The sequence below is a fragment of the Micromonospora noduli genome (genome assembly GCF_003264365.1).
In the GTDB taxonomy this organism is placed as follows: Bacteria; Actinomycetota; Actinomycetes; order Mycobacteriales; family Micromonosporaceae; genus Micromonospora; species Micromonospora noduli.
Genome location: NZ_PYAK01000012.1, coordinates 61,876 through 85,416, shown reverse-complemented (window position 1 = coordinate 85,416; position 23,541 = coordinate 61,876). Strand labels below are relative to the sequence as shown.

The window sequence follows — 23,541 nt, the reverse complement described above, 5'->3', positions numbered from 1 at the left end:
TTACCGGAGAGGTAAGGATGAACGTCGAGATGTGGGTACGGGCGTTGAAGGCCGCCCGGGCCGGTGCCGAGGTGTCCCAGGAGGCTCTGGCCACGCTGACCAAGTGGAGTCCATCCACGGTGGCCGCCATCGAGACCGGCCGACGTCGGCCGACAATGGAGTTCGCGGTGGCCGCCGACGAGGCCCTAGCCACCGGCGGCCTCCTCGCCGAACTGTTGCGGGCCGCCGATCGGCAGCGGCTACCGACCTGGTTCGTTCCGTGGCGCAATCATGAGGAGCAGGCGATCCGGCTCTGCGAGTTCGAGCCGTGCCTGATTCCGGGGCTCCTGCAAACCGAGGACTATGCTCGCGCGGTCATTTCCGCTGGTGGCCTGAATCCGACCAAGTTGGTGGACGAGTTGGTCACGGTCCGGATGGATCGACAGCAGTTGTGGCAGCGGGCAGAGTCGCCGCAATGCGTCTTCGTCCTGGACGAGACGGCTCTACGCCGCCCGATCGGCGGACCGGCGGTACTGGACGCGCAGCTTGCTCGGCTGATGGAACTCGCCGCCATGCCGAACGTCAGACTGCACATCGTGCCCCTCGATGCCGGAGCCCATGTCGGACTGACAGGCGGATTTCTGCTCGCTGAGCTGCCCGACGGTGAACGGGTCACCTATGTCGAGGACGTGGCTCGCGGACACGTCATCGACGACCCGGACGTCGTGCGTCTGATTGGTCGGAAATGGGATAGCCTGCTGGGCGAGGCACTTTCCACAAGCGCCTCGCTGGATCTGATCCGGAAGCTGAAGGTGACGCCATGACCGTTCCTCAACCCCGCTGGCGGACGTCGACCAGGTCCGGCGACACGGGTGGTGCCTGCATCGAGGTGGCGGACAATCTGCCCGGCGTCGTTCTGGTCCGGGACAGCAAGGATCGCTCCGGCCCGACCCTCAGCTTCGCGCCGACCGCCTGGCGTGGCTTCATCGCCGACGCCGCCCAGGACCCCAGCCGCCGCGCCGGTTAGCGGCGCGGGGTGACAGTGGCCAGCAGTTCCGGCTGGCGGCGGTCCAGCACGTCGCCGGCCAGGTACGCGCCCAGCAGTGCCGCGCCCAGCCCGTACGCGGCACCGACCGGCAGGGCCAGCCAGAGCCACGCGTCACCGAGCAGCGCGGCGGCCACCACCATCGGCACAGCGGCGACCACCGAGGCGAGCATGGCCAGCAGGGTCAGCAACCCCTTCGCCAGGCCCGCACCGCTGTTCATGGCGAACGGGTTGCTCGTCTCCGGCAGTGAGTACGCCCCGAGCACCGAGATCAAACTGTTCACCGCCAGCCCGGCGCCGTAGGTGGCGACCAGGCCGCCGATGGTGAGACCGATCCACTCCGGTCGGCTGAGCAGAAACGACAACACCACCGCGACGACGCCCAACATCGGCAGCACGTACAGCGAGAAGGCCGTCATCCGGGCCCGCAACTCGACCCGGCCGGGAACCCCGGCCACCACGTTCGCCGCGTACGCGCTGCCGTCGAAGCCGAACTGGTTGGCCAGGGTGACGGCGGCGAGCACGCCCACGAGGAGCATGGAGATGGTGACCACTACCGGTGAGCTGTCGCTGGCGGCGGCCGTGAACCCGGCACCGTCCTCGAACGCGAAGTCCCCGCCCGTAACGTTGATCAACACCGGCACGAAGATGCCGACCACCGCGATCGTGATCAGGTTGGCCCGGCGGCGCGCGTCCCGCCACCAGTAACGGGCCTCCCGGGCGACCAGAGCACCGAACCGGTCCCGGCCGGCCCAGGTGGCGACCCGGGGAAACAGTTGGGCGACAGCGCCGCCGGTGACCCCGCGCCGCACCGGGGCCTTACCGGCGCTCGCCGCACCCACCATCGCCGACTCGATCGACCGGGACCACCAGGCCAGCAGGGCGCCGAGCGCCACCACCGTGATCAGCAGCTTGACCGGTGCCGCCCACACCCGCCCCTGGGCCACGTCGATGCCGACGGTCCACGGAGCGCCCAACGGTGTCCACCCGATGACGGTCGCCACGCCGGTCAACCGGGTCCAGTCCGCCTCGCGCAGCGCGGCGAGGCCGAAGATCTGCAACGGGCCGAGCAGCGCGGCTGTCACCGCCAGCAGCACGGCCGCCAGGTCGCGGACCCGTCGGGACCGCAACATGGTGGCGAAGGCGCTGGTCACCGCCCGGCTGGCGGCCACACAGAGCAGTATCCCGGCGAGCACACCCACGACGGCGACCAACCCCGCCGACCAGCCACCCAACGACCAGGCGGTCAGCACCAGCCCGAACGACGCGATGAGCACCGCCAGCACCGGCACGCTGATCAGGGCCGCCACGAACAGGCCGGTCACCAACGTGCGCCGGGGCAGCGGCAGCAGCGCGAACCGGGCCGGGTCCAGTGTCTCGTCCACACCGAAGAAGACAAGTGGCAGGAACAGCCAACCGAGCACCAGCAGCCCGCCACCCGCCGCCGCGATCAGCACCGCGTACCGGCCGTCGCCGGTCAGGCCCGGCGCGGCGAAGAGGAAGAACCCCGCGGCGGCGAACCAGAGCCCGAGCAACGCGCCGCCGACGAACAGGGCGATCCGCCAGCCCTGGCCCCGGAAGTTGTTGCCCATCACCCGCAGCTTGAGCCGCACGAAGTGTCGAGCGGAGACCGACCGTACCGGCGCGGCGGGGGTGGCGTCCGCGCTCACTGGGAGAGCCACGACAGCTCCTCGCCGGTCGCGGTGCGGCCGCCGACCACCTCGACGAAGACCTGCTCCAACGAGCGACCGCCACGGACCTCGTCGATGGTCCCGACCCGCTTGATGGTGCCGCCGGCCAGGATCGCCACGTGTGAGCAGAGCCGCTCGACGACCTCCATCACGTGACTGGAGAACACCACTGTGCCGCCGCCGGCCGCGTAGCGGGTGAGGATGTCCCGGATCAGCGCGGCGGAGACCGGGTCGACAGCCTCGAACGGCTCGTCCAACACCAGCACCCGAGGGCCGTGCAGCAGCGCGCAGGCCAGGCCGATCTTCTTCTTCATGCCCGCCGAGTAGTCCACCACCAGCGTCCGACCGGCGTCGCCGAGCGCCAGCACGTCCAGCAGCTCGGCAGCCCGCTGGTCAACCACCGCTGGGTCCATCCCCCGCAACAACCCGTTGTACGCCAGCAACTCCGCGCCGGTCAGCCGGTCGAACAACCGGACCCCGTCGGGCATCACGCCGAGCAGCCGCTTGGCGGTGACCGGGTCCTGCCAGACGTCGTGCCCGAGCACCCAGGCCGAGCCGGCGTCCGGCCGCAACAGCCCGACAGCCATCGACAGGGTGGTCGTCTTGCCGGCGCCGTTCGGGCCGAGGAGGCCGTAGAAGGAGCCGGCGGGGACGTCCAGGTCGACGCCGGCCACCGCGATCGTGCCGTCGAACCGCTTGGCCAGGCCACGCAGTGCGAGCGCGGGGTGCTCAACAGTCATGCGCCGACGTTATCCGTCGATCGCCAGTTCCGCCGTCCGGCGACGGGCGGACCCGCGATCATCCCCGAGGCGGACGAGGATCGCGCGGAACGAGCTCGGCGTCGCGCCAGGCAGCCTCGTTCCTTGCCAAACTTCCGCTCTCCTTGCTGCACCTGATGCAACCGACCGTCGTGCTGGCGGGTGACAGTGGCAGAAGACAACGGGGGAGGGGACGTTGGACAGAGACGAGGGGTTCGAGGACTTCTATCGGGCCACCAGGCATCGGGTCGTCACCGTGCTGTACGCGCTCGGTGGCGACATCCATGAGGCGCAGGACGCCGCACAGGAGGCGTACGTGCGGGCCTGGCAGCGCTGGCAGCGCGTCGGCGAGTACGGCGATCCGGAGGCGTGGGTGCGCGGCGTGGGGCACCGCCTCCTCATCAACCGATGGCGCAAGATCCGCAACGGCATCCGCGCGAACCGGCGGCACGGTCCGACCACTGCCGTGGGACCACCCTCGGAGAACACCGTCGCGCTCGTCGCGGCGTTACGTCGATTGCCGCTGGAACAACGCGAGGCGATCGTCCTGCACTACCTGGCGGACCTCTCGGTCGCTGACATCGCGACTCAGATCGGTGTACCGCTCGGCACCGTCAAGGCCCGGCTCTCCCGGGGCCGCCAGGCCATGGCCCCCATGCTCGGCACCACCCTCCCCGAGGAGGTCAGCAATGCCTGATCAGCCCTTCGCCGACCTGTTCCGCGACACCGAGCACCTGAGCTGGGCCCCGACCGCACAGGTGCGGGAGCGCGGCCGGCGGCGGACCCGTCAGACGAGAATCGCGGCGGCGCTCGCCGCAGTGGTGGCGGTGGCAGTGGTGGCCACCGGGGCGGTGGCGCTGGCCGGCGGCCGGGAGGGCGCGCCGACGCCGGTGCTGCCGGCGACCGGATCACCCACCCCGTCACCCGCGCCGTCGGCCACCTCGGCCGCACCTCGGCCGTCGACGACCAGCACCACTCCCGCCGCACCGCCATCGAGCCCGTCACGTAGGCCGTCGGCCGGTTCCACCGACCCGGCGATTCCGGCCGCAGCCATGCTGCGGCTCTCGGATCTGCCCGCCGGCTTCACGATGGCAGAGGACGACATCGACGGCGACTGGAGCCTGGAGTCAGTGTCGATCTACTGTCGCGAAGCGCCGACGGGGACGTCCAACGGCAGGCTCGCCCAGCGAACCGTCTCGTTCGACTCGCCGACCGACAGGATGATCCAACGCGTCGTCCGTTTCTCGATTCGCGATGCTGCCCTTGAGATGGACGCGGTCCGGGCACTTTTCACCGACTGCAAACCCAGGGGGGCGACCAGTTCGATGTCGGTCCTGGCCGATGGGCTGGGGGCCGGTGACGAGTCTCTGCTGGTGGGCTCGGACATCGAGGGCGTGCGGAGCCGCTGGCTCGTCGTACGGCAGGGTGACCTGGTGGCACAGGTCGCGTTGGACACGGACACCACCCCGAAGGAGGCGCGGCGGTACGCCCGCCCGGTGGCGCAGCGGCTCTGCGCCGGCACTGACACCTGTTGACCTGGTGGCGCCCCCGGCGCACCTCTGCCATGGTCAAGCTGGATCCGAGGGCAAAGGCGCATGGCGGTGACATGGCTGAGGGCATGTCGCAGCGGTGATCACTGCATGCGGAGGGCTTCCGGGGTGTGTAGGCGGAGCATGGTGGCGGCGACGTCGGCCGGGGCCCGCCTGCGGGTCGCCATCGACACGGCGACCATCACGGTGAAGGCCAGCGGCACCGTCCAGGCGGCCGGCTGCGCGATGAGCGTGGCCGGCCAGCCGGACAGCGGTGGGCCGAGCACTGTGACCAGCACCGCGCCGATCGCCGCGCCGCCGCCGGCCACCACGCCGGCGGTGGCGCCCACGTCCGTCAGCCCGCGCCACCAGATGCCGAGCACCAGCAGCGGGCAGAAGCTCGACGCGGCGACCGCGAAGGCCAGCCCGACGACCTGCGACACGTCCAGCCCGGAGACGTGCAGCGCCAGCACCGCGGGCACACCACCGGCGATGACGGTGGCCAGCCGGAACCCGCGTACCGATCCCCGACCGAGCACGTCCGTCGAGATCACCCCGGCGACGCTGGTCAGCAGGCCGGACGAGGTGGAGAGGAACGCCGCGAAGGCACCCGCGGCGACCAGCGCGGCGAGTAGCCGCCCGGCCAGGCCGTCACCCAGGGCCGCTTCGGGTAGCAGCACCACCACCGCGTCCGTCTGGCCGCTGAGCAGCAACTGCGGGGTGTAGATCCGACCGAGGACCCCGTACAGGGTGGGCAGCAGGTAGAACGCGCCGACCAGCGCCAGCACGACCAGGGTGGTCCGGCGGGCCGCCGCGCCGTCCGGATTGGTGTAGAAGCGCACCAGCACGTGCGGCAGGCCCATGGTGCCCAGGAAGGTGGCCAGGATCAGCGAGTACGTGGCGAACAGGCCCCGGTCGTCGTCACCGGCGGCGCTGGGCAGCAACCAGTCGTTGGCATCGGTGGCGACCCCGGAGACGTCCGGCACCGGATCACCGGCGGCGAAGGTCAACTCGTCACCGGGGCGTACCTCCCGGATGTCACCGTCGGGCAGGGTGAGGGTCGCGCGGTGCTCGACCACGACGGTGGTCGCGGCCCGGAACGTCGGCCCGTCGGGCGGGGTCACCGCCGGGCGGCCGTCGGCCTGCCACTGCAGGGCCAGGAAGATCACCGGTACGGCGAGAGCGGTCAGCTTGAGCCAGTACTGAAAAGCCTGCACGAAGGTGATCGCGCGCATGCCGCCCAAGGCCACGTTCGCGGTGACCACGGCCGCCACCAGTAGGGCTCCGAGGGGGTACGGGGAGCCGGCCACCGTGGCCAGGGTCAGCCCGGCGCCCTGGAGCTGCGGCACCAGATACAGCCAACCGATGAAGATGACGAAGGCGGTGGCCAGGATGCGGAGTCGACGCGACCCCAGCCGCAGCTCGCAGAAGTCGGGCAGCGTGAACGCACCGGAGCGGCGCAGCGGCGCGGCCACGAAGAGCAGCAGGGCCAGGTAGCCGGCGGCGAACCCGACCGGGTACCAGAGCACGTCCACGCCGTACTTGAGGACCAGCCCGGCGATGCCGAGGAAGCTCGCCGCCGACAGGTACTCCCCGCCGATGGCGGCGGCGTTCCAGGTCGGACTGATCGCCCTGGACGCCACCAGGAAGTCGGACGTGGTCCGGGCCAACCGCAGCCCGTAGAAGCCGATCCCGACGGTGACCAGGGTGACCGCGACGATGGCCGGGACCACGAAGTCGTTGCCCACTCAGTGCTCCGGCCGTTGCACCAGGTCGGTGAAGTCCTGCTCGTTGCGCTCGGCCAGCCGCACGTACGCCCAGCCCACGCCGATCAGGAACGGGAAGGAGGCCACCCCGAGCAGCAGCCACGGCAGGTTGACGCCGGCGACTGTGGTCCGGCCGAGCGAGGGCGCGATCGCGAACAGCCAGGGCAGCCCGCCCAACCCGATGGCCACCACCAGGGACAGCCGCAGCGCCAGCGCGAGCTGGGCCCGGACCAGGCCGCGGACCAGCGCCTCGCCGACCTGGGTCTGCTGGGCCAGCTCGGCGCGGGTCCGCTCGGCGCGGGTGTCCTGCCTGGTGATCTCGGCCAGCACGATCCGGGACCGCCGGGGCGGCGGTACCGCACCGCTCGACCCCACGTCGGGGAGTTGCTTGGCCACCCCGGCAGTCTCGCCCGCCGTACGCGATTGTCAAGCGTTCATGCTCACCAGCGTTGCAAGCCGAGGCAGTCGGTCACGCTGGCGCGCACCGGGGTCGTGTGGAGAACCCGCCGGGCGCGTTCCCTGCCGAGGTTCGCCGCCCAGAAGCCGTCCCGGGGCAGCTCGGCGGCGATCTCCCCCAGCGCACAGGAGCGCATCGGCTCGGGCAGCCGATCCAGGGCCGGTACGGCGTCGGCCGACAGCCCGGACAGGTAGCTGACGTCCAACCGGCCGGTCTCCAGGTACCGGTCGACGTTCCGTTCGGCGATCAGGCGATCCGGGTTGAGAAGGGCCAACCCGAGCAGCGCCAGCACCGCGGTGCCGACCACCAGCCGGGGGAGCCATTCGGCCCGCAACCGCGCCACGGCAACCCCGACCAGGACGAAGAGCAGCCCGAGCCAGATTTCGATGGTCGACACGACGAGCCGCAGCCGGGTGGCACCGTACGCGTCGGCGTAGACCTGCATCCGGTAGAGCGCCGAGGCGACGATCACCAGACTGAGCACTGTGAGCGTGCCGAGCAGCCCGCGGACCAGCAGCCGGTCCCCTCGGGTGGCCTTCGGCGCCCGACGGGCGGCGATCGCGATCACCAGCAGGGTGAGCGCGGTGACGGCGAGCAGTTGCCAGAACCCGCCACGGGCGTACTGGGCGTAGGTGAGCCCGGCCGTACGCAGCACGTGCCCCGCCCCGCCGAACAACACAGTCAGCTGGACCAGCACGAACGCGGCGAACAGGGCGTCGAGCAACACCAGCGGGAGGGTCCACTCCAGCCGGTGGGCCGGCCGTGACGACGCCGGTCGCAAGCCCTCCAGGTCGGGTGGGCGGGTGACCAGGTACGCGCCACCGAGCAGACCACCGCCGATCAGGGCCAGCCGCAGCAACCAGCCGATCACACCGGCCGGCGCGATGTCGGGCAGCAGACCGCCGACCAGGTTGGCGAAGACCGCGTCGGCGGAGGAGAAGAGCAGTCCGAACAGCGTCAGCAGGACGGCGGACACCACCAGGCTGGTAACGATGCGTCCGAACCCGATCCCCGAGCCCGCCGAGCGGTTGGTGCGCACTCCGCGTACCGCCCACGGGAGCGCCCGTACCGTCGCGGCCGGTGGCAGGGTCACGGCGACCAGCATTCCGAATGGGCTTCGCCCGCCGGTCACCGCGAGCGTCCCGGCCCCCACCGCTGCCACCAGGCAGAGCGCGAAGAGCCAACCGGCGGCCCGGAAGGTGCCGACGGCGATCAACGCGACAGTCGCGGCAGCCCAGGCGGCCTGCGCCACCCGCCCCGGTGCCCCCGTGGCACCGGGACGGGCGGGTTCGGCGCCGGTTGCGGGACCGGGCTCGGTCGGCGCGGTGCGGCCCGCAACCGGGGAGGACGCCCCGGACCTGACGACCGCGGCGGTGCTGAGGGCGGCCGTGCCGGCCAACGCGGCGACCAGCCAGCCGAGGCCCGGACGAACCATCGTGAGCACCGAGGCGCCGACGACCGCCGCCGCCGCCGACGCCACCAGCACCGTCGGAACCGCATCGCCGGATGGTCCCGGCCAGCGCCGCGCGATCACCGATGGTGGCCGGGGCGGGAGCGGTGTGGCCGGAGCTGCCGGGGGCCAACCGGCTGCCGGCGGTGCGGCCGGGCCGGGCCTGACGGCCGGGGCGGCCTGCGCCGGCCCGGTCGGCCCGGTGGCCGGGAGGGGGGTGCTGCCGGGGCTGGTCATGCGGCCTCTTCTCGGTATGGCCCGTCGCACGGGATGGTGACCTGAATGCGGCAGCCGGGCCGGTCACCCCGGTCTGGCCCGGCGGGATCGAGGACACCGATCCGACCGCCGTGCAGTTCGACGACCCACCGGGCGATGGCCAGGCCGAGCCCGGTCCCGCCGCCGGCCGACCGGTCGCCGCGGGTGAACCGCTCGAACACCCGGGAACGCTCGTCCGGCGGAATGCCCTGGCCCTCGTCGCTCACCTCGAAGCGGAGCTGGTCGCCGTGTTCCTCCGCGCACACCCGTACCGTGCCGCCGGGTGGGCTGTGTCGGGCCGCGTTGTCGAGGAGGTTCGCGAAGACCTGGTGCAGCCGCCACGGGTCCGCGTGGACCGTCAGCGGTGTCGGCAGGTCACGGAGCTGGAAGCGCACGTCCAGGCCGGCGCCGGACGCGCTGGCCGTGGCGTGCTCCACCGCCTCGTCGAGGAAGTCCCCCACGTCCATGCGTACGCGCCGCAGCGGCACCACCCCGGCGTCGAGTCGGGACAGGTCGAGCAGGTCGGCGACGAGGTGCCCGAGCCGTTCGGTCTGGGCCAACGCCGAACGCAGCGCCGCGGGTTCGGGGTCGGCGACCCCGTCCACCATGTTCTCCAGCACGCCCTGCAACGCGGTGATCGGCGTACGCAGCTCGTGCGAGACGTTGGCGATCAGCTCGCGTCGACGCTGGTCGGCGGCGTGCAGATCCTCGGCCATCTTGTTGAACGCCTGGGCCAGCTCGCCGACCTCGTCGCGGGAGGTGGCGCGCACCCGACGTGTGTAGTCGCCGCGGGCCATCGCGCCGGCGGCCGCCGTCATGTCCCGCAACGGTGAGGTCATGCCGTGTGCGAGCACCTGCGAGGTGAGCAGGGCGACGGCGATGGCCGTGGCCGAGGTGATCGGCGGCGGCCAGCCGATGCCGTACGAGAAGTAGGCCAGGCCGGCCGCCCCGGAGGCGACCAGCAGCACACCCAGCTTCAGCTTGATCGAGCGCACCGGATCCAGCGGTCGGGGCAGTAGCTCCAACACCCGGTCCAGCCGGGTGAGCAGGGTCGCCGTCATGACGGCAGCTCCAGGGCGTAGCCGACCCCGTGCACAGTGCGGATGAGGTCGGCACCCAGCTTGCGGCGCAGAGCCTTGATGTGGCTGTCCACGGTGCGGGTGCCGCTCCCGTCGCCCCATCCCCAGACCTCGGCGAGCAGCCGTTCCCGGGGGAGCACCGTGCGAGGCCGCCCCGCGAGGTGGACCAGCAGGTCGAACTCGGTCGGGGTGAGGTGCACGTCCGCCCCGGCCCGGCGGACCCGTCGCTCGGCCTCGTTGATCTCGATGTCGCCGAGGCGGATGGCGGGCGGCGCGGGAGTGGCGGCGGCCCGCTCCATCCGACGCAGCAGGACATGCACCCGGGCGGTGAGTTCCCGCATCGAGAACGGCTTGGTGAGGTAGTCGTCCGCGCCGACCGCCAGCCCCACGAGCAGGTCGGTCTCGTCGTCCCGGGCGGTGAGCATCAGCACCGGCACCGGCCGGTCGGCCTGGATCCTGCGGCACACCTCCAGGCCGTCGAAGCCCGGCAGCATCACGTCGAGGACGACGAGATCCGGATGTCCGGCGTGGAACTGCGCGACCGCGCTGGGCCCGTCCGCCGCGATCTCCACAGTGAAACCCTCGGCCCGTAGTCGGGCGGCGATGGACTCGGCGATGGTCCGTTCGTCCTCAACCACCAGTACCCGGCGTGCGTTCATGGGTCCTGACTGTAGGCAGCGGCCGTGGAGATCAGTGGTTTGCGTTGTGAATAACCTGTGGAGAACCGGTCACGGCTGTGGATAACTCGGGGATCATGCCGGCTGGCGTGGGGGAACTCCGGAGGCTCGTTGTGGACAACCGACCGAGCTGTCACTGTGGTCCGGTAGAGAGGAGGTGTGACGGTGACCAACCCTGCCCGGCCCGGCTGGGGTGACGCCTGGACGGTGGACGACCTCCAGAACCTCCCCGAGGACGACCAGGTCTACGAGATCTTCGACGGGACCCTGCTCGTGTCCCCCCATGCGGACGTCTTCCACGGCGCGGTCGCCAATCGCCTCCGCCGGATCCTCGACCGGCAGGCCCCCGTCGGTGTGCTCGTTGGACAGGACATCGGGGTCAGCGCGAAACGCTCGTCGTACTTCGTGCCTGATCTCTTCGTCGCCAGTGAGAGCGCACTGGACAGCGGCGGTGCCGCGCTCGACCCGGCCAACGTGCTCCTCGTCGTCGAGGTGATCTCGCCGAGCAACGCTGGCCGGGATCTGGTGCTCAAACGCCACGAGTACGCGGCCGTCGGCATCCCGCTCTACTGGCTGGTGGAGCCCCGCAAGCAGACCCTGACCGTGCTGGTGAGTAGCGCGGGCGGTTACCGCGAGCAGGCCGTTCTGGCGGTCGGCGAGGTCTACCGCACCGAGCAGCCGTTCCCCCTCGCCCTGCCGTTGGCCGACATCTTCTGACCTCGGGGCTCGATCCACTCGAGTTCCTGAAAGTCGGGCCATCCGGGCCGGTGGGATGGCCCGACTTCCAGGAACCCGAGTACGGCCTGCGGTCACTCCAGGCCGATGCGCTCCGGCCGGGCTGAGGCGGAGCCGAGCCAGGTGTGCGGGTTGCCGTACCAGCACCAGCCCAGCTTGGGTGCGCCCTGGCTGATCCACAACGCAGGCACCCGCTTGTCGCCGCAGCGGGAGCCGACCAGCGAGAAGCACCGGTTGCTCGCCAACGCGGCCGGGTGCAGCGTGATGAAGGCGAGCCCCTCGTCGATGCTGAGCGGCAATCGGCCCTGAGCGGTGATCCCGTCCATGGCCGTGGCGGGTGCCAGATTGCGGTACTCCTCGCCCCGGTCGACGTCGAAGAGCAGGTACGCCGGCCCGGCCGGCACCTCCAGCTCCTTGATCGGGTCGAAGCGGGGCAGGTCGTCCTCGGCGTAGTTCCGGTCGATGACGCCGGGCTTGCGCTTGCCGGCCAGGGTGGTCAGCTCCACCCGTTCCGGCACACCGATCAGGTCCCGGGTGATGACCAGCAGGAACGGCACCCGGGCGTCGGTGGGGTCGGGCAGGCCGGCGGTGCCCTCGACCGCCCTGGCCCGCAGTGGCGCGACCAGGTCGCGGAAGGCGCTCTCGGTCAGCCGGGCGAGGGCGGGGTAACCGAGCTGCACCAGTCGGTCGAGTTGGCTGTCGAACTCGGTTTCGGCGTCGAACGGGGTCTCGGTCACGGCAAGCCTCCCGGAAGTCGTACGGACTAGCGTACAACGTACGGTAGGTCTGCTTCCATTCCCGGGTCAGCGACTCCAATCCTGCTTCGCGGCCCTGACCAGCTTGTCCTTCAGCTCCCGGGTGTGCCGCCGGCTCACCGGCAGCTCGGTCGAGTCGATCACCACCACGTAACCGGAGTTGACCAGCCGCAACTCCGCGATCAACTTCAACTGCACCAGGTACGACCTGTGCACCCTGACGAAACCGGCATCGGCCCAGCGTTCCGCCAGCGTGGCCAGCGAGACCCGCACCAGGTGCGACCCCTCCGCGGTGTGCAACCGGGCGTAGTCGCCCTGCGCCTCCACCCAGCGCACCGCCGACCGGGGCAGCATCCGGGTGGTGCCGGCCAACTCGATGGGGATGGTCGGGTCCTCCTCCGCGCGGGCCAGCGCCGCCGGATGCGACGGCACCACCCGCGAGCCGATCACCCGGCGCAGCGACTCGGCCAGCCGATCGGCGCGCACCGGTTTCCGCACGTAGTCGGTGGCGCCCAGATCGAAGGCGTCCACCGCGCCGTCGTCGTACGCGGTGACGAACACGATCGCCGGTGGCCGGGCGAAGCGGCGCAACACCCGGGCCAGCTCCATGCCGTCCAGGCCGGGCATCCGGATGTCCAGGAAGACCACGTCCACGTCGCCGTCGCGCAACAGCCGCAGCGCCTCGGTGGCATCGCCGGCCGTGTGCAGCCGGGCCACCCGGGGGTCGGCCCGCAGGTGGTACGCCAGCTCGTCGAGCGCGGGCGGCTCGTCGTCCACCGCGAGGACGCGCAGGAAACCGGACGCGTTCACCGCACCCGTCGCGGTCCGCTCGCTCACGACCCTGCCCGCACGCCGGGGTGGAACTTCGGCACCCGCATGCTCACCTTCGTGCCCGAGCCCAACCCGGTCTCCACGACCAGACCGAACCGGTCCCCGAAGACCGAGCGCAACCGCTCGTCGACGTTGGAGAGGCCGACGTGCTGGCCCGTGTCGTCGCCCGGGTCGCCGGTGCCGCGGGCCAGCTCGGCGATGCCGGCGGTCAGCGTGGTCGGATCCATTCCCACTCCGTCGTCCTCCACCGTGATGTGGCATTCGGCTCCCGCGTCCCGGGCCTCGATGCTCACCATGCCCGTGCCCGGCTTGCGGGACAACCCGTGGCGAACCGCGTTCTCCACCAACGGCTGGAGGCAGAGGAACGGCAGCGTCACCGGCAGCACCTCCGGGGCGATCTGCAACCGCACCTGCAACCGGTCACCGAACCGGGCCCGCTCGATGGTCAGGTAGCGGTCGATCGACCGCAGCTCCTCGGCCAGCGTGGTGAACTCCCCGTGCGCCCGGAACGAGTACCGGGTGAACTCCGCGAACTCCAGGATCAGCTCCCGGGCCCGCTCCGGGTCGGTGCGTACGAACGAGCCGATCGCGGTCAGCGCGTTGTAGATGAAGTGCGGGCTGATCTGCGCCCGCAACGCACGGATCTCGGCGCGGGCCAGCCGCTCCCGTGACGAGTCCAGCTCGGCCAGGGCGAGCTGGTTGCCGGCCCAGTGCGCCGTCTCCAGGGTGGCCTGCACCAACCCCGGAGGCGGCGGGCTGTCGGCGACCGCCACCAGCGCGCCCACCACCCGGCCGTCCGCCCCCAGCAACGGCGCGACCACCGCCCCGCGGACCGGGCAGTCGACCCGGTCGCAGTGCAGCTCCTGCTCACCCAGCACCGTCGAGCGGCCGCTGTCCACCGTCCGCTGGGCCGCCGCGAGCAGTTGCTCTCCGTGGTGCGTGCCGCGCCCGTCCAGGGCCAGCAGCCGGTCGGCGTCGGTGAGCGCCAGCCCGACCGCGCCCACCAGCGCCCGCAGATGCCGTACGGCCTTCGCCGCGCCCGCCGCGCTCAACCCCGCTCGCAGCGGCTCGGCGGCCAGGCCGGCGGTGTGCAGCACCTCGTAGGTGGCCCGCTGGGTGGCGGTGGCGATGCCACGGCGGGCTCGCAGTCGCAGCACCGCCAGCAGGGCTGCGGTCAGCGCGGTGACGAGTGAGACGACGCCGACCACGGCGGAGAGGTTGGCAGCCATGCAGCGATCCTCGCCCCTGCGAGCCGGCGCGCCAACCCTCTAGTACGCGCCCTTACGGGCGAGCACCACGCCGACGGTGCGCCACAGGATGCTCAGGTCGTACGCGAGCGACCAGTTGTCGACGTAGTAGAGGTCCAGTCGGACCGACTCGTCCCAGGACAGGTCGGAGCGGCCGGAGACCTGCCACAGCCCGGTCATGCCGGGGCGGACCAGCAGTCGGCGCCGTACGTCACCCAGGAAGTCACCGTCGTCGGCCGGTAGCGGCCGGGGCCCGACCAGCGACATCTCGCCCCAGAGCACGTTGATCAGCTGCGGCAGCTCGTCCAGCGAGGTGGCCCGCAGGAAACGACCGACCGGGAAGACCCGAGGGTCCTCCTTCATCTTGAACAGCATGCCGTCGGTCTCGTTGCGGTCGACCAGGCTGGCCAGCCGGTCCTCGGCGTTGACGTACATGGTTCGGAACTTCCAGACCCGGAACGTGCGCCCCTCGTGCCCCACCCGGGGCTGGCGGAAGAAGACCGGCCCGGGGTCGGAGATCCGGATCGCCACGCCGATGGCCAGGAAGAGCGGGATCAGCAGCAGCAGGCCGAGACCGGCGGCGACCCGGTCCATCAGGTTCTTGGCCAGCAGCGCCGGTCCGGAGAGCGTCGGCTCCTCGACGTGCAGCAGCGGCAGACCCTCGATCGGCCGGATGTGCACGCGAGGGCCGGCGATGTCGGTGAGCTGCGGCGCGACCACCAGGTCGACGCCGGAGCCCTCCAGCTGCCAGGCCAGCCGGCGCAACTCGCCCGGCTCCGCGCTGGCCGACCCGCAGACGGCGATCGTGTCCCCACCGACCTCACGGACCAGGGCCAGGACGTCGCGTCCGGCGTACACCGGAACCGGGGTCGGCATGCCCCGGGCAGCCGCGTACCCGTCGGTGATGTGAATGGCGACGGGCATCAGCCCGGCGGCCGGGCTGCGGGTGACCGCCGCGTAGACCTCCAGGCACTCGGGCAGGGTGCCGACCAGCACCATCCGGTGCGCGGCCTGGCCGGCCCGCCGCCGGATGTAGTGCAACGCCCAGCGGGCCACAAAACGACCCCAGAGGATCAGCAGCGTCGCACCGACCAGCGCCGTGCCCACTGTGAACCGGGAGAGCTGGGTCACGGTGGAGAAGGCGAGGAACGAGACACTCGCCGCAACTGTCACCGAGGCGCGGATCACCCGCTTGAACTCGTCCGGGCCAAGCCCCAGATAGCGCCGGTCGTACGCCCTGTTGCTCCAGAGGATGATCACCCAGCCGAGCGGAAGCAGCAGGTATGAGACGGTGTGGAACCACGTCGGGTCCTGCTGGGTGCCGGAGAACCCGGAGGCGGCCTGGTCGAAGAGCTGGATCGCGATCCAGCTGGCGAACGCCGCCGCGCCGAAGTCGAGCAGCAGCAGGATCGCGATGTAGGGGCGGTGCCAGCGGGAGACACGGCGTCGCGCCCTCGTCCAAGCCGACCGAGGTACGCCGTTGTGGGACGGCGGCGTCGGCGGCTGGATCTCGAAGCTGTCGACGTGCCGCACGAGTCTGCTCCGGCCTTCGTTGGTTACCGGGCGCTGGAGGCTTGCCGTCACCTCACCCATGTCCTCCCGCATGACACGGGCCGCTCACTCGGCGTGAAGGCCCGGGTCGCCCACCGTCCCAGTCTCCCACGCGGCCTCCGACCGATCGTCGCCCCAAAGGAGATTGGCGACCGACGGTGCTGGCGGGATCTGGCCGGCTCCGCACCATTTCAGAAGCCGGGGACCGGGCCACTATACCGATGGATGCGCGCGTGGCGAGAAGGGCGGACCGGAGCTTCCGCTCAGGGAGGGCGATTCCCCGCCGTAGCTCCGAAGTGCAATTACTCACCGTACGAGGCGAGACAACCGACGGTCAGCGAGCGGCTTGCCGCCGGTCTGGCAGGTGGGGCAGTACTGGAGGCTTGAGTCGGCGAACGACACCTCGCGCACGGTGTCACCGCAGACCGGGCAGGGCAGCCCGGTGCGCGCGTGCACCTTCAGCCCGGAGCGCTTCTCACCCTTCAGTTCCGCGGCCCGCTGGCCGAGGGACCGCTCGACCGCGTCGCCGAGGACCTGTCGGGTGGCGGCGTGCAGGGTGGCGATCTGGGCGTCGGTGAGCCGATCGGTGATCGCGAACGGGGACAGCTTCGCGGCGTGCAGGATCTCGTCGGAGTACGCGTTGCCCACCCCGGACAGCACCGACTGGTCGGTCAGCACCCCCTTGACCTGCCCCCGCCTGCTCCGCAGCCGCTCGGCGAAGGTGGGCAGATCCGCGGCGAGCGCGTCCGGGCCCAGCTTGGCCACCCCGGGGACCGCCGCGAGGTCGGTGACCAGATAGGCGGCCAGCTTCTTCTGGGTGCCGGCCTCGGTGAGGTCGAAGCCGGAACCGTCGTCCAGGCGTACCCGCACCGCGATCGGGCCCTTGCCCGGACGTAGCGGGGTGGTGGCGGGGAACGCCTCCCGGTAGTGCAGCCAGCCCGCTCGCGCCAGATGCACCACCAGGTGCAGGCCGCCCTCGAAGAGGACGTCGAGGAACTTGCCGTGCCGGCTGGCGTCGACCACCGCCCGGCCGGCGACCTCGGTCGGCGCCGGCTCGTACGTCTTCAGGGCGCTGATCGCGGCGATCTCCAGCCGATCGACGCGCCGCCCCACCGCGCGCTGACGCAGGTAACCCGCGAGCGCCTCAACCTCCGGTAGTTCGGGCACGACACAACGGTAGCCTTCTTTCCCGTGAGCGTGAGGAATGAGCTTGCGAGTCCCGCAATCGCGAACGAAAGGCAAGCTCCGTGAGAATCGTGGTGGCACACAACCGGTACCGGGAAGCCCAGCCTTCCGGTGAGAACACGATCGTCGACTCGGAGATCGCTCAGCTCACCGCCGCTGGCGTCGAGGTGCTGCCCTTCATTCGCAGTTCGGACGAGATCCCGTCGATGTCGAAGGCGGCGAAGGCGCTGCTGCCGATCTCGCCGATCTGGGCGCCGCGCGCCCAGCACGACCTGAGCCGGCTGCTCACCGAGCACCGACCGGACGTTCTGCACCTGCACAACCCGTACCCCCTGATCTCGCCCTGGGTGGTGCGGACCGCGCACCGGCACGGTGTGCCGGTGGTGCAGACGGTGCACAACTACCGGCAGGTCTGCTCGTCGGGGATCTACTTCCGCGACGGCGTGATCTGTCAGGACTGCAAGGGCCGGGCGTTGGGGGTGCCGGCGATCAAGCACCGCTGCTACCGCGACTCGGCGGTGCAGAGCGCGCTGATGGCGACCACCCTGGCCGTGCACCGGGGCACCTGGCGCTCGGTGGATCGGTACGTCGCGCTCACCTCGGCGATCGCCGATCACCTCCGCGAGTACGGCATTCCGGACGAACGCATCGTGGTGAAGCCGAACTCCGTACCCGACCCGGGTCGGCCGGTGCCGCTGGGTGACGGGTTCCTCTACATGGCCCGGCTCTCCCCGGAGAAGGGCGTCGACCTGCTGCTGGACGCCTGGCGCCGGCACCCGGTGGGTGCGCTGGGCACGCTGCGGATCGCCGGTGACGGTGAGCTGCGTCCACTCGTGGAGGCAGCCGCCGCCGAGCGACCCGACGTGGTCTACCTCGGTCAGCTCGACCGGGCCGGCGTGCGGGCCGCCGTCGAGGCGAGCGCTGTGGTGATCGTCGCCGCGATGTGGCACGACGTGCTGCCCACCGTGATCATCGAGGCGTTGTCGAGCGGCCGTCCGGTGCTCGGTACGGCATTGGGTGGCATTCCGTACCTGCTCGGTGCCGACGCCCCGCACGAACCCGCCGGCACCGGGCCCGCCGAGATCGCCTCCGCGGTCGCCGGGGGCGGCGGCGGGCCAGCCATGCCGGCGGGGATCGGTCTGGGCGAGGCGGGTTGGGTGGTCGCTCCGGAGCCGACCGCGCTCGCGGCCGCCCTGCCGGTCGCCCGCGCCGGAGCGCCCGGGCTGACAGTGGCCGCCCGCGCCCGCTACGAGCGCATCTTCCACCCCGACGTGGTGACCAAGCAGCTCATCGACATCTACGCAGGCCTGGCCCGGACCCCCAACCACGTCTGAACCCGGTCCCGCCCGCGTTGGCCTGCCCGGCATGATCGCGCTCGATCCAGGAAGTAGTCCCATCCGGCTGCTCCGAGGCCACTACATCCTGGATCGAGCGCGATCTTGGCGGCGGACGCCGCCAAGCCGCCGCCCCTCCGCGCGGTGCTGCGGACGGGCAGGCGGATCTGCCCGCAAGATCTCCGCAACATCAGGGATGTTGGGGTCTCTCGCCGGTCGGAGGCAGCAACTTCGGGGAAGTTGGGTGGATCTTGCTGGCGGGCAGTGCGCAGACGGGCGGGCGCGTGGGTGAAGGGCTGGGCTGGGTGGGTCAGCGCAGGGAGGCGCGGGCCGAGAAGGCGATGCTCGCCAGCAGGAAGCCGCCGTTGACGATCGTGAAGGCGACCATCACCCAGAGGACCAGCGCGGGGGCCACGGCGAGCACCACGGCGGCCACGAAGACCACAGCGCCGTAGTCGCGGACCAGTTTCACCAGGCGCACCGGCAGCGAGGTCGAGGTGACCATGCTGGCCGCGTTCGGGCCGGCCTGCATCACCGACGCCACCAGGTTGACCATCCAGGTGCCCGCGAAGGTCGCCACGAGCCAGGTCGGCGTGCCCGGCTCCTGCGCCACGGCGGTGGCGGCCAGGGCTGCCACCAGGGCGATCTGCGCGGCCACGTCGCAGAGCACGTCGACACGCGCGCCGGCCGCGCTGCCCTGGCCGGTCACCCGGGCCAGTTGCCCGTCCGCGCAGTCCAGGGAGTACGCCACCTGCCAGCCGACCAGGGCGAGCAGACCGACCACCCAGGCCGGTACGTCCCCGGCGGCGACCGGGCCGGCGAGCGCCACCACGGTGACCGAGGTGGCCAGGCCGAGCACCAGGTTGGTGATGGTCAACGCGGTCGGTCGCAGCCCGAGCCGCTGGGCGACGAGCGCGAACACCGCCCCCAGCCACTGGCTGATCGACTCGCTGAACAGGCCGCCGCCCCGGTTCACCCGGTGGAAGTCGGCGACGGTGGGACGGGGGTCAGCCAAGCTGGTCGCGGATTGCACCGGCGTAGTCTGCCAGCCGCTCCCGGGTCTCGGTAGGCGACAGTGTCAGGTGTTCGAGGATGGTGTACCGGTCCGGCCGGGTACGCGGCGCGAACTGCACCGCCTCGATGAACTGGTCGTCGGTGAGCGCCACCTCGGCGGGGAGCCGGGGCAGACCGTGCCGGGCCAGGCAGGCCGACATCTCCCCGAAGCGGCGGAGGTCGCCGCGCAGCCAGGTGCAGAACAGCGCACCCAGCCCGGCCAGCTCGCCGTGCGAGGCGGTCCCCGGAAAGAGCGAGTCGACCGCGTGCATGATCTCGTGGCAGCCGCCGCTGCACGGACGGCTGGTGCCGTCGACAGCCATCGCGAGGCCGCTGGAGATCAACGCCTCGGCGAGGACGATCACGAAGGCGTCGTCGCTCATGTCGCCAGGGTGGTTGAGCACCGCTTCGGCGCCCGCCCGCGAGAGCGAGGCGGCCAGCCCGTCGACAGGCTCGCCGCGTACCTGTCGGGACAGCTCCCAGTCGGCCAGTGCGCTGATGTTGCTGATCACGTCGCCGATGCCGGCCCGGTTGTGCCGGTCCGGGCCGCTCTCCACGAAGTCCAGGTCGACGATCACCCCGATCGGGATGTGGACGCCGTAGGAGCCCTTGATCCCGTCGGTGATCAGGCTGGCCACCGGGGAGGCGATCCCGTCGTTGGCGAGGCTGGTCGCCACCGACACCATCGGCAGCCCTCGGCGGGTCGCCGCGTACTTGGCCACGTCTATGGTCTTGCCGCCACCGATGCCGACCACCGCGTCGTACGACCGGGCGCGGAGTTTGCCGCCCAGGTCGTCGGCGGCGTCCAGCGTCCCGCCGGAGACGGTGAACACGTCCGCCGAGCGCAGTGACGGTCGGATCAGCTCCGCGATCTGGGCACCCTGACCCGGGCCGACCACCACCGCGACGTCGCCCCCGGAGGAGATCCGCCCGTCGGCCAGGATCGCGCCCAGGTCGGCGACCGCCCCCCGTCGCACGTCGATGTGCAGCGGGGTGAGGACGCTCCGGGCTAGTAGCGGCACGCGATCTCCCGCGCGCGGGCCAGGTCGGCGTGGTTGTCGACCTCGACCCACGGGACGTCACCGATCGGCGCCGCCCGCACCTCCCCGCCCCGGTCGGAGAACTCCTGGTAGCCGTCCTCGTAGTAGAGGTTCGGGTCCCGTCGCCAGGTCGCCTCCAGCGCGTCGGCGAGGGCCTCGGCGACCTGCGGCTCGATCAGCGTCGCGCCGATGTACTCCCCGTACGCCTCGCCCGGGTCCATGATCTTGGTGATCCGGGTGAGCTGGCCGGCGGCGTCGAAGGTGGTCTTCATCTCCTCCTCGGCCAGCGGCTTGAGGGTGTCCACGGCCAGCAGGATCCCCGGGCCGCGCTCGGCCAGCAGGGTCTTCTCGATGCTCACCGGGTGCACGGTGTCCCCGTTGACCAGCAGCACCCCGCGCGCGAAGTACTCCCGGGCGAGCCAGAGCGAGTAGGCGTTGTTCCACTCCTCGGCCTTGTCGTTGTGCACCAGGGTGAGCGTGACCCCGTACCGCTTCTCCAGGTCGGCCTGCCGCTCGCGGACCGCGTCCGCCGCGTAGCCGACGACGATCACGATGTCGGTGAGCCCGACCTCGGCGAGGTTGCCCAGCGCGATGTCCAGGATCGTCGTCTCGCCGTCCACCGGCACCAACGCCTTGGGCAGGGTGTCGGTGTACGGGCGCAGCCGTCGTCCCGCTCCGGCCGCGAGCACCATTCCGATCATCGCGACATCCTCCCTAGTCCTGCTCCCGTCACCGGTGGAGGATAGCGCCGGCCGGGTGCGCCGCTCCGGCCAACCGGGTCAGCCGGGCAATGCCGCCAGGTCGGCGAGCATGGTCAGGCGCTCCTCCGCGCTGAGCGCGGCGTACGGGGCGGCGGCCCGCCGGTCGGTCTCCAGTTCGATGGCGAGTCGCTCGGGGCCGGCCGGCAGGGCGGCGATGCTCGACGCGCTGTGCCCTGCGGCGGTCCAGGCGGCGGCGTGCGCGTCGGCCCTGTGGTGTCGCAGTGTGCTGAGCCGGTTGAGCAGCAGCACGCCCGACGGGGTGCCGTCCGGCTCGTACGGGGGTGCCAGCGCGGCGAAGGCCGAGGCGACCCGGTCCGGCTCCTCGTCGGCCAGCACCAGGGCGTACGACAGCAGTCGGCCGAGCATGGCCACCAGCCGGGCCACCCGGTCTTCGTGGCCGGCCCACAACTCTTCGGTGACCTCGGCGTGCACCTGGTACAGCTCGGCGAGGAAGGCGGCGCCCCGCTCGGTGGCGGACAGGGCGCCGTCCGGGCCGCGGTAGATCATCCCGTGGGCCACCTGCTTGTCCACGGTCCGCCGGCAGGCGACCGGGTCCTGGTAGCGGGTGATCGCCGCGAAACCGGGCCCGTCGACAGTGCCACCGGGTGCGGCCAGCCGGGTGCGCAGGTCGACCAGGAAACCGGTCGCCGTGATTCCGCCGTAGCGCTGGGACAACTCGGCGCCACCACCGTCCCGGCCGGCCAGGATGCCGGCGCGGAAGGTCCGGTCCACGGCCGGCGCGAGCAGCCCGGCGATCCGGTGGGGCGCCAGTTCGACGGTGTTCACAGACCGATCGACCGCAGGACGGCGAAGCCCTCCTCCGCGATCCGCCGGATCAGCCCGTCGTTGACGTCGCGGTGCTCGTCGAGCACTGTCACCTCGTGCTCGGCCAGCCAGCGGTACTCGGTGTGCTTGCCGGCCTCCAGCATCGGGCGGTCGAGGTCACCGTCGACGCGGACCAGGAAGTCGTACTCGGTCCGGGCCAGGCCGTCGTCGCCGACGTAGCTGTACTCGCCCACCTGGCCCAGGACGTGGGAGAGGACCCAGCCGGTCTCCTCGGTGATCTCCCGACGCAGTGCCTCGTCGATGTCCTCTCCCGGCTCCACGTGACCGCCGACGATGTCCCAACAGTTGGGAAACAGGCGTCGGTGTGGTGAGCGGCGCTGAAAGAAGATGCGGCCGTCATGGTCGACGATCAGCGCGCCGGCGCAGCGCAGGGGCTCGGTGGACACCATCCGACAGTAGCCAGCGTCCGCAGCTTGTGCGATGCCGCTCTTGTCCCGGAAACATCCACCGACCACCATGTCCGTACCGAATGCCACCGTCCCAAAGGGGTGATGTGTGATGCAGGTACGGGATGCGATGTCCAGCCAGGTCCTCGTCGTCGGTCCGGAGCACACGCTCCGCCAGGCGGCCCGGATGATGTCGGCCCGCGGTGTCGGGTCGGCGGTCGTGATCGACCCGGATTCCGAGGGTGTGGGGATCATGACCGAACGCGACGTGTTGAAGGCCATCGGCGCCGGCCTGGACTGCGACGTGGAACGCACCGGCGCCCACCTGACCTGGGACGTGGTCTACGCGGGGCCGGAGTGGACGGTGGCCGAGGCCGCCGCCGCGATGGCCCGGGGCGGATTCCGGCACCTGGTGGTGCTGGACGGCCAGGAGGTGGCCGGCGTGATCTCCGTGCGGGACATCATGCGGGTCTGGTCGGAGAGCCAGGCGGTCGCCACGACGTGACCGGGGGTGGTGTGCGGGGCCGGATCGATGGGTAGACATCCCTTGCGGGCGCGGAGATGCCGTGGCCCGTGGGGGAGGTCCCGATGCGCGACGCGGAGCGGCTGGTCGAGCAGCAGTACGACATGCTCCTGCGTCGGGACGTGGCCCGGCTGCCGGATCTCTACGCCCCGGAGGCGTTCTACGCCATGCCGGGCGTGACGGTCCGGCCGATCGAGCTGCCCGCGCTGCTGCGCACCTGGACCGGCGCCTTTCCGGACCTGCGGGTCGACCCGATGGGCGCGGTCCGCACCGGCGGTGGCGCCGCGGTCGAGCTGCGACTGACCGGCACCCACACCGGCACACTGCACTCGCCGTACGGCACCGTCGCGCCCACCGGCCGGCTGGTGAGCTGGGAGGTGGCCGACGTGGTCCGGGCCCGCAAGGGTCGGATCACCGCCTGGCGCTCCTACTTCGACTGGAGTCAGCTCCTCGACGCGCTCGGCGTGCAGCTGGAGGGACTTTCCCGGGCCGCGCAGCACGACGCGCTCGCCCTTCCGGTCTGATCTGCCGCCGTCCGGTGGAGTGGGGTCACCCGACCCGGTGGCTCAGGATGCGGACATCGCCGTGCCGACCGCGCGTCCCCCGCC

The 23,541-nt window shown here is 71.5% G+C and carries 25 protein-coding genes; 8 read left to right on the top strand and 17 right to left on the bottom strand.

The features are described 5' to 3' along the window. Positions 1 to 17: 17 nt before the first annotated feature. Together GUI43_RS12510 and GUI43_RS12505 are read left to right on the top strand one after the other, a co-directional pair. Positions 18 to 803, top strand: coding sequence for a helix-turn-helix domain-containing protein (locus tag GUI43_RS12510; RefSeq protein ID WP_112698855.1), 786 nt, complete (start codon positions 18 to 20; stop codon positions 801 to 803). Beyond that, positions 800 to 1,006, top strand: coding sequence for a DUF397 domain-containing protein (locus GUI43_RS12505; protein WP_112698854.1), 207 nt, complete (start codon positions 800 to 802; stop codon positions 1,004 to 1,006). The genes GUI43_RS12510 and GUI43_RS12505 overlap by 4 nt, the downstream gene beginning before the upstream one ends. Here the strand turns inward: GUI43_RS12505 and GUI43_RS12500 are convergent. Together GUI43_RS12500 and GUI43_RS12495 are read right to left on the bottom strand one after the other, a co-directional pair. Then, positions 1,003 to 2,706: an ABC transporter permease gene (locus GUI43_RS12500; protein ID WP_373861052.1), complete on the bottom strand. Its 1,704-nt coding sequence runs from the start codon at positions 2,704 to 2,706 to the stop codon at positions 1,003 to 1,005. The two genes, GUI43_RS12505 and GUI43_RS12500, sit on opposite strands and share 4 nt — an antisense overlap. Continuing rightward, positions 2,691 to 3,455, bottom strand: a complete 765-nt coding sequence (locus GUI43_RS12495) for an ABC transporter ATP-binding protein (RefSeq protein WP_091396824.1) — start codon at positions 3,453 to 3,455, stop codon at positions 2,691 to 2,693. Before GUI43_RS12495 ends, GUI43_RS12500 begins: the two co-directional genes overlap by 16 nt. Positions 3,456 to 3,669: 214 nt before the next feature. On the opposite strand from GUI43_RS12495, the gene GUI43_RS12490 reads away from it, so the two are divergent. Further along, positions 3,670 to 4,170, top strand: coding sequence for a SigE family RNA polymerase sigma factor (locus tag GUI43_RS12490; RefSeq protein WP_112583858.1), 501 nt, complete (start codon positions 3,670 to 3,672; stop codon positions 4,168 to 4,170). Beyond that, complete coding sequence (locus tag GUI43_RS12485) at positions 4,163 to 5,008, top strand: hypothetical protein (RefSeq protein ID WP_112698853.1); 846 nt, start codon at positions 4,163 to 4,165, stop codon at positions 5,006 to 5,008. The genes GUI43_RS12490 and GUI43_RS12485 overlap by 8 nt, the downstream gene beginning before the upstream one ends. A 98-nt stretch (positions 5,009 to 5,106) precedes the next feature. Here the strand turns inward: GUI43_RS12485 and GUI43_RS12480 are convergent, their stop codons facing one another. From GUI43_RS12480 to GUI43_RS12460, 5 genes are all read right to left on the bottom strand, one after another. After that, a complete protein-coding gene (locus tag GUI43_RS12480) occupies positions 5,107 to 6,750 on the bottom strand; it encodes a sodium/solute symporter (RefSeq protein ID WP_091396835.1) in 1,644 nt (547 codons plus the stop codon). After that, the gene (locus GUI43_RS12475; RefSeq protein ID WP_225855272.1) at positions 6,751 to 7,164 is read right to left on the bottom strand and encodes a DUF485 domain-containing protein; all 414 of its coding nucleotides are present in this window, start codon (positions 7,162 to 7,164) and stop codon (positions 6,751 to 6,753) included. A gap of 44 nt (positions 7,165 to 7,208) precedes the next feature. Beyond that, complete coding sequence (locus tag GUI43_RS12470) at positions 7,209 to 8,711, bottom strand: DUF4153 domain-containing protein (protein WP_249037731.1); 1,503 nt, start codon at positions 8,709 to 8,711, stop codon at positions 7,209 to 7,211. A 197-nt stretch (positions 8,712 to 8,908) separates the two neighbouring features. Next, the gene (locus GUI43_RS12465; RefSeq protein ID WP_112583855.1) at positions 8,909 to 9,991 is read right to left on the bottom strand and encodes a sensor histidine kinase; all 1,083 of its coding nucleotides are present in this window, start codon (positions 9,989 to 9,991) and stop codon (positions 8,909 to 8,911) included. Next, positions 9,988 to 10,668: a response regulator transcription factor gene (locus GUI43_RS12460; protein ID WP_112698851.1), complete on the bottom strand. Its 681-nt coding sequence runs from the start codon at positions 10,666 to 10,668 to the stop codon at positions 9,988 to 9,990. Before GUI43_RS12460 ends, GUI43_RS12465 begins: the two co-directional genes overlap by 4 nt. A 183-nt stretch (positions 10,669 to 10,851) precedes the next feature. On the opposite strand from GUI43_RS12460, the gene GUI43_RS12455 reads away from it, so the two are divergent. Next, the gene (locus GUI43_RS12455) at positions 10,852 to 11,403 is read left to right on the top strand and encodes a Uma2 family endonuclease (RefSeq protein ID WP_170158720.1); all 552 of its coding nucleotides are present in this window, start codon (positions 10,852 to 10,854) and stop codon (positions 11,401 to 11,403) included. A gap of 92 nt (positions 11,404 to 11,495) precedes the next feature. On the opposite strand, the gene GUI43_RS12450 is transcribed toward GUI43_RS12455, so the two are convergent. From GUI43_RS12450 to GUI43_RS12430, 5 genes are all read right to left on the bottom strand, one after another. Further along, entirely contained in the window at positions 11,496 to 12,158 is a 663-nt protein-coding gene (locus GUI43_RS12450) for a DUF5701 family protein (RefSeq protein WP_112698849.1), read from the bottom strand. 66 nt (positions 12,159 to 12,224) lie between these two features. Next, entirely contained in the window at positions 12,225 to 12,986 is a 762-nt protein-coding gene (locus GUI43_RS12445) for a LytR/AlgR family response regulator transcription factor (RefSeq protein WP_088950711.1), read from the bottom strand. A gap of 23 nt (positions 12,987 to 13,009) precedes the next feature. Next, positions 13,010 to 14,236, bottom strand: a complete 1,227-nt coding sequence (locus GUI43_RS12440) for a sensor histidine kinase (protein ID WP_112583851.1) — start codon at positions 14,234 to 14,236, stop codon at positions 13,010 to 13,012. Positions 14,237 to 14,275: 39 nt separating this feature from the next. Next, the gene (locus GUI43_RS12435) at positions 14,276 to 15,847 is read right to left on the bottom strand and encodes a sugar transferase (protein WP_167457705.1); all 1,572 of its coding nucleotides are present in this window, start codon (positions 15,845 to 15,847) and stop codon (positions 14,276 to 14,278) included. A gap of 264 nt (positions 15,848 to 16,111) precedes the next feature. Next, positions 16,112 to 16,972, bottom strand: coding sequence for an Fpg/Nei family DNA glycosylase (locus GUI43_RS12430; protein WP_112601306.1), 861 nt, complete (start codon positions 16,970 to 16,972; stop codon positions 16,112 to 16,114). An 80-nt stretch (positions 16,973 to 17,052) separates the two neighbouring features. On the opposite strand from GUI43_RS12430, the gene GUI43_RS12425 reads away from it, so the two are divergent. Then, positions 17,053 to 18,324 carry a glycosyltransferase family 4 protein gene (locus tag GUI43_RS12425; protein WP_112698848.1) on the top strand — a complete coding sequence of 424 codons (1,272 nt, stop codon included), beginning with the start codon at positions 17,053 to 17,055 and terminating at the stop codon, positions 18,322 to 18,324. A gap of 310 nt (positions 18,325 to 18,634) precedes the next feature. Here the strand turns inward: GUI43_RS12425 and GUI43_RS12420 are convergent, their stop codons facing one another. From GUI43_RS12420 to GUI43_RS12400, 5 genes are all read right to left on the bottom strand, one after another. Continuing rightward, entirely contained in the window at positions 18,635 to 19,357 is a 723-nt protein-coding gene (locus tag GUI43_RS12420; RefSeq protein WP_112698847.1) for a CDP-alcohol phosphatidyltransferase family protein, read from the bottom strand. After that, the gene (locus GUI43_RS12415; RefSeq protein WP_112583846.1) at positions 19,332 to 20,399 is read right to left on the bottom strand and encodes an iron-containing alcohol dehydrogenase family protein; all 1,068 of its coding nucleotides are present in this window, start codon (positions 20,397 to 20,399) and stop codon (positions 19,332 to 19,334) included. Before GUI43_RS12415 ends, GUI43_RS12420 begins: the two co-directional genes overlap by 26 nt. Beyond that, positions 20,387 to 21,118, bottom strand: a complete 732-nt coding sequence (locus GUI43_RS12410) for a phosphocholine cytidylyltransferase family protein (protein WP_112698846.1) — start codon at positions 21,116 to 21,118, stop codon at positions 20,387 to 20,389. Before GUI43_RS12410 ends, GUI43_RS12415 begins: the two co-directional genes overlap by 13 nt. Positions 21,119 to 21,196: 78 nt before the next feature. Beyond that, positions 21,197 to 21,964 (bottom strand): hypothetical protein, encoded by a 768-nt coding sequence (locus GUI43_RS12405; RefSeq protein WP_112698845.1) that lies wholly within the window; start codon positions 21,962 to 21,964, stop codon positions 21,197 to 21,199. Beyond that, on the bottom strand, positions 21,961 to 22,413 hold the full coding sequence (locus GUI43_RS12400) for an NUDIX domain-containing protein (protein ID WP_181518408.1): 453 nt from the start codon (positions 22,411 to 22,413) through the stop codon (positions 21,961 to 21,963). Before GUI43_RS12400 ends, GUI43_RS12405 begins: the two co-directional genes overlap by 4 nt. 109 nt (positions 22,414 to 22,522) lie before the next feature. Here GUI43_RS12400 and GUI43_RS12395 point away from each other — a divergent pair, with 109 nt between their 5' ends. Then, complete coding sequence (locus tag GUI43_RS12395; protein ID WP_091396882.1) at positions 22,523 to 22,915, top strand: CBS domain-containing protein; 393 nt, start codon at positions 22,523 to 22,525, stop codon at positions 22,913 to 22,915. An 83-nt stretch (positions 22,916 to 22,998) separates the two neighbouring features. Continuing rightward, positions 22,999 to 23,457 carry an ester cyclase gene (locus GUI43_RS12390; RefSeq protein WP_112583998.1) on the top strand — a complete coding sequence of 153 codons (459 nt, stop codon included), beginning with the start codon at positions 22,999 to 23,001 and terminating at the stop codon, positions 23,455 to 23,457. Positions 23,458 to 23,541 lie beyond the last annotated feature (84 nt).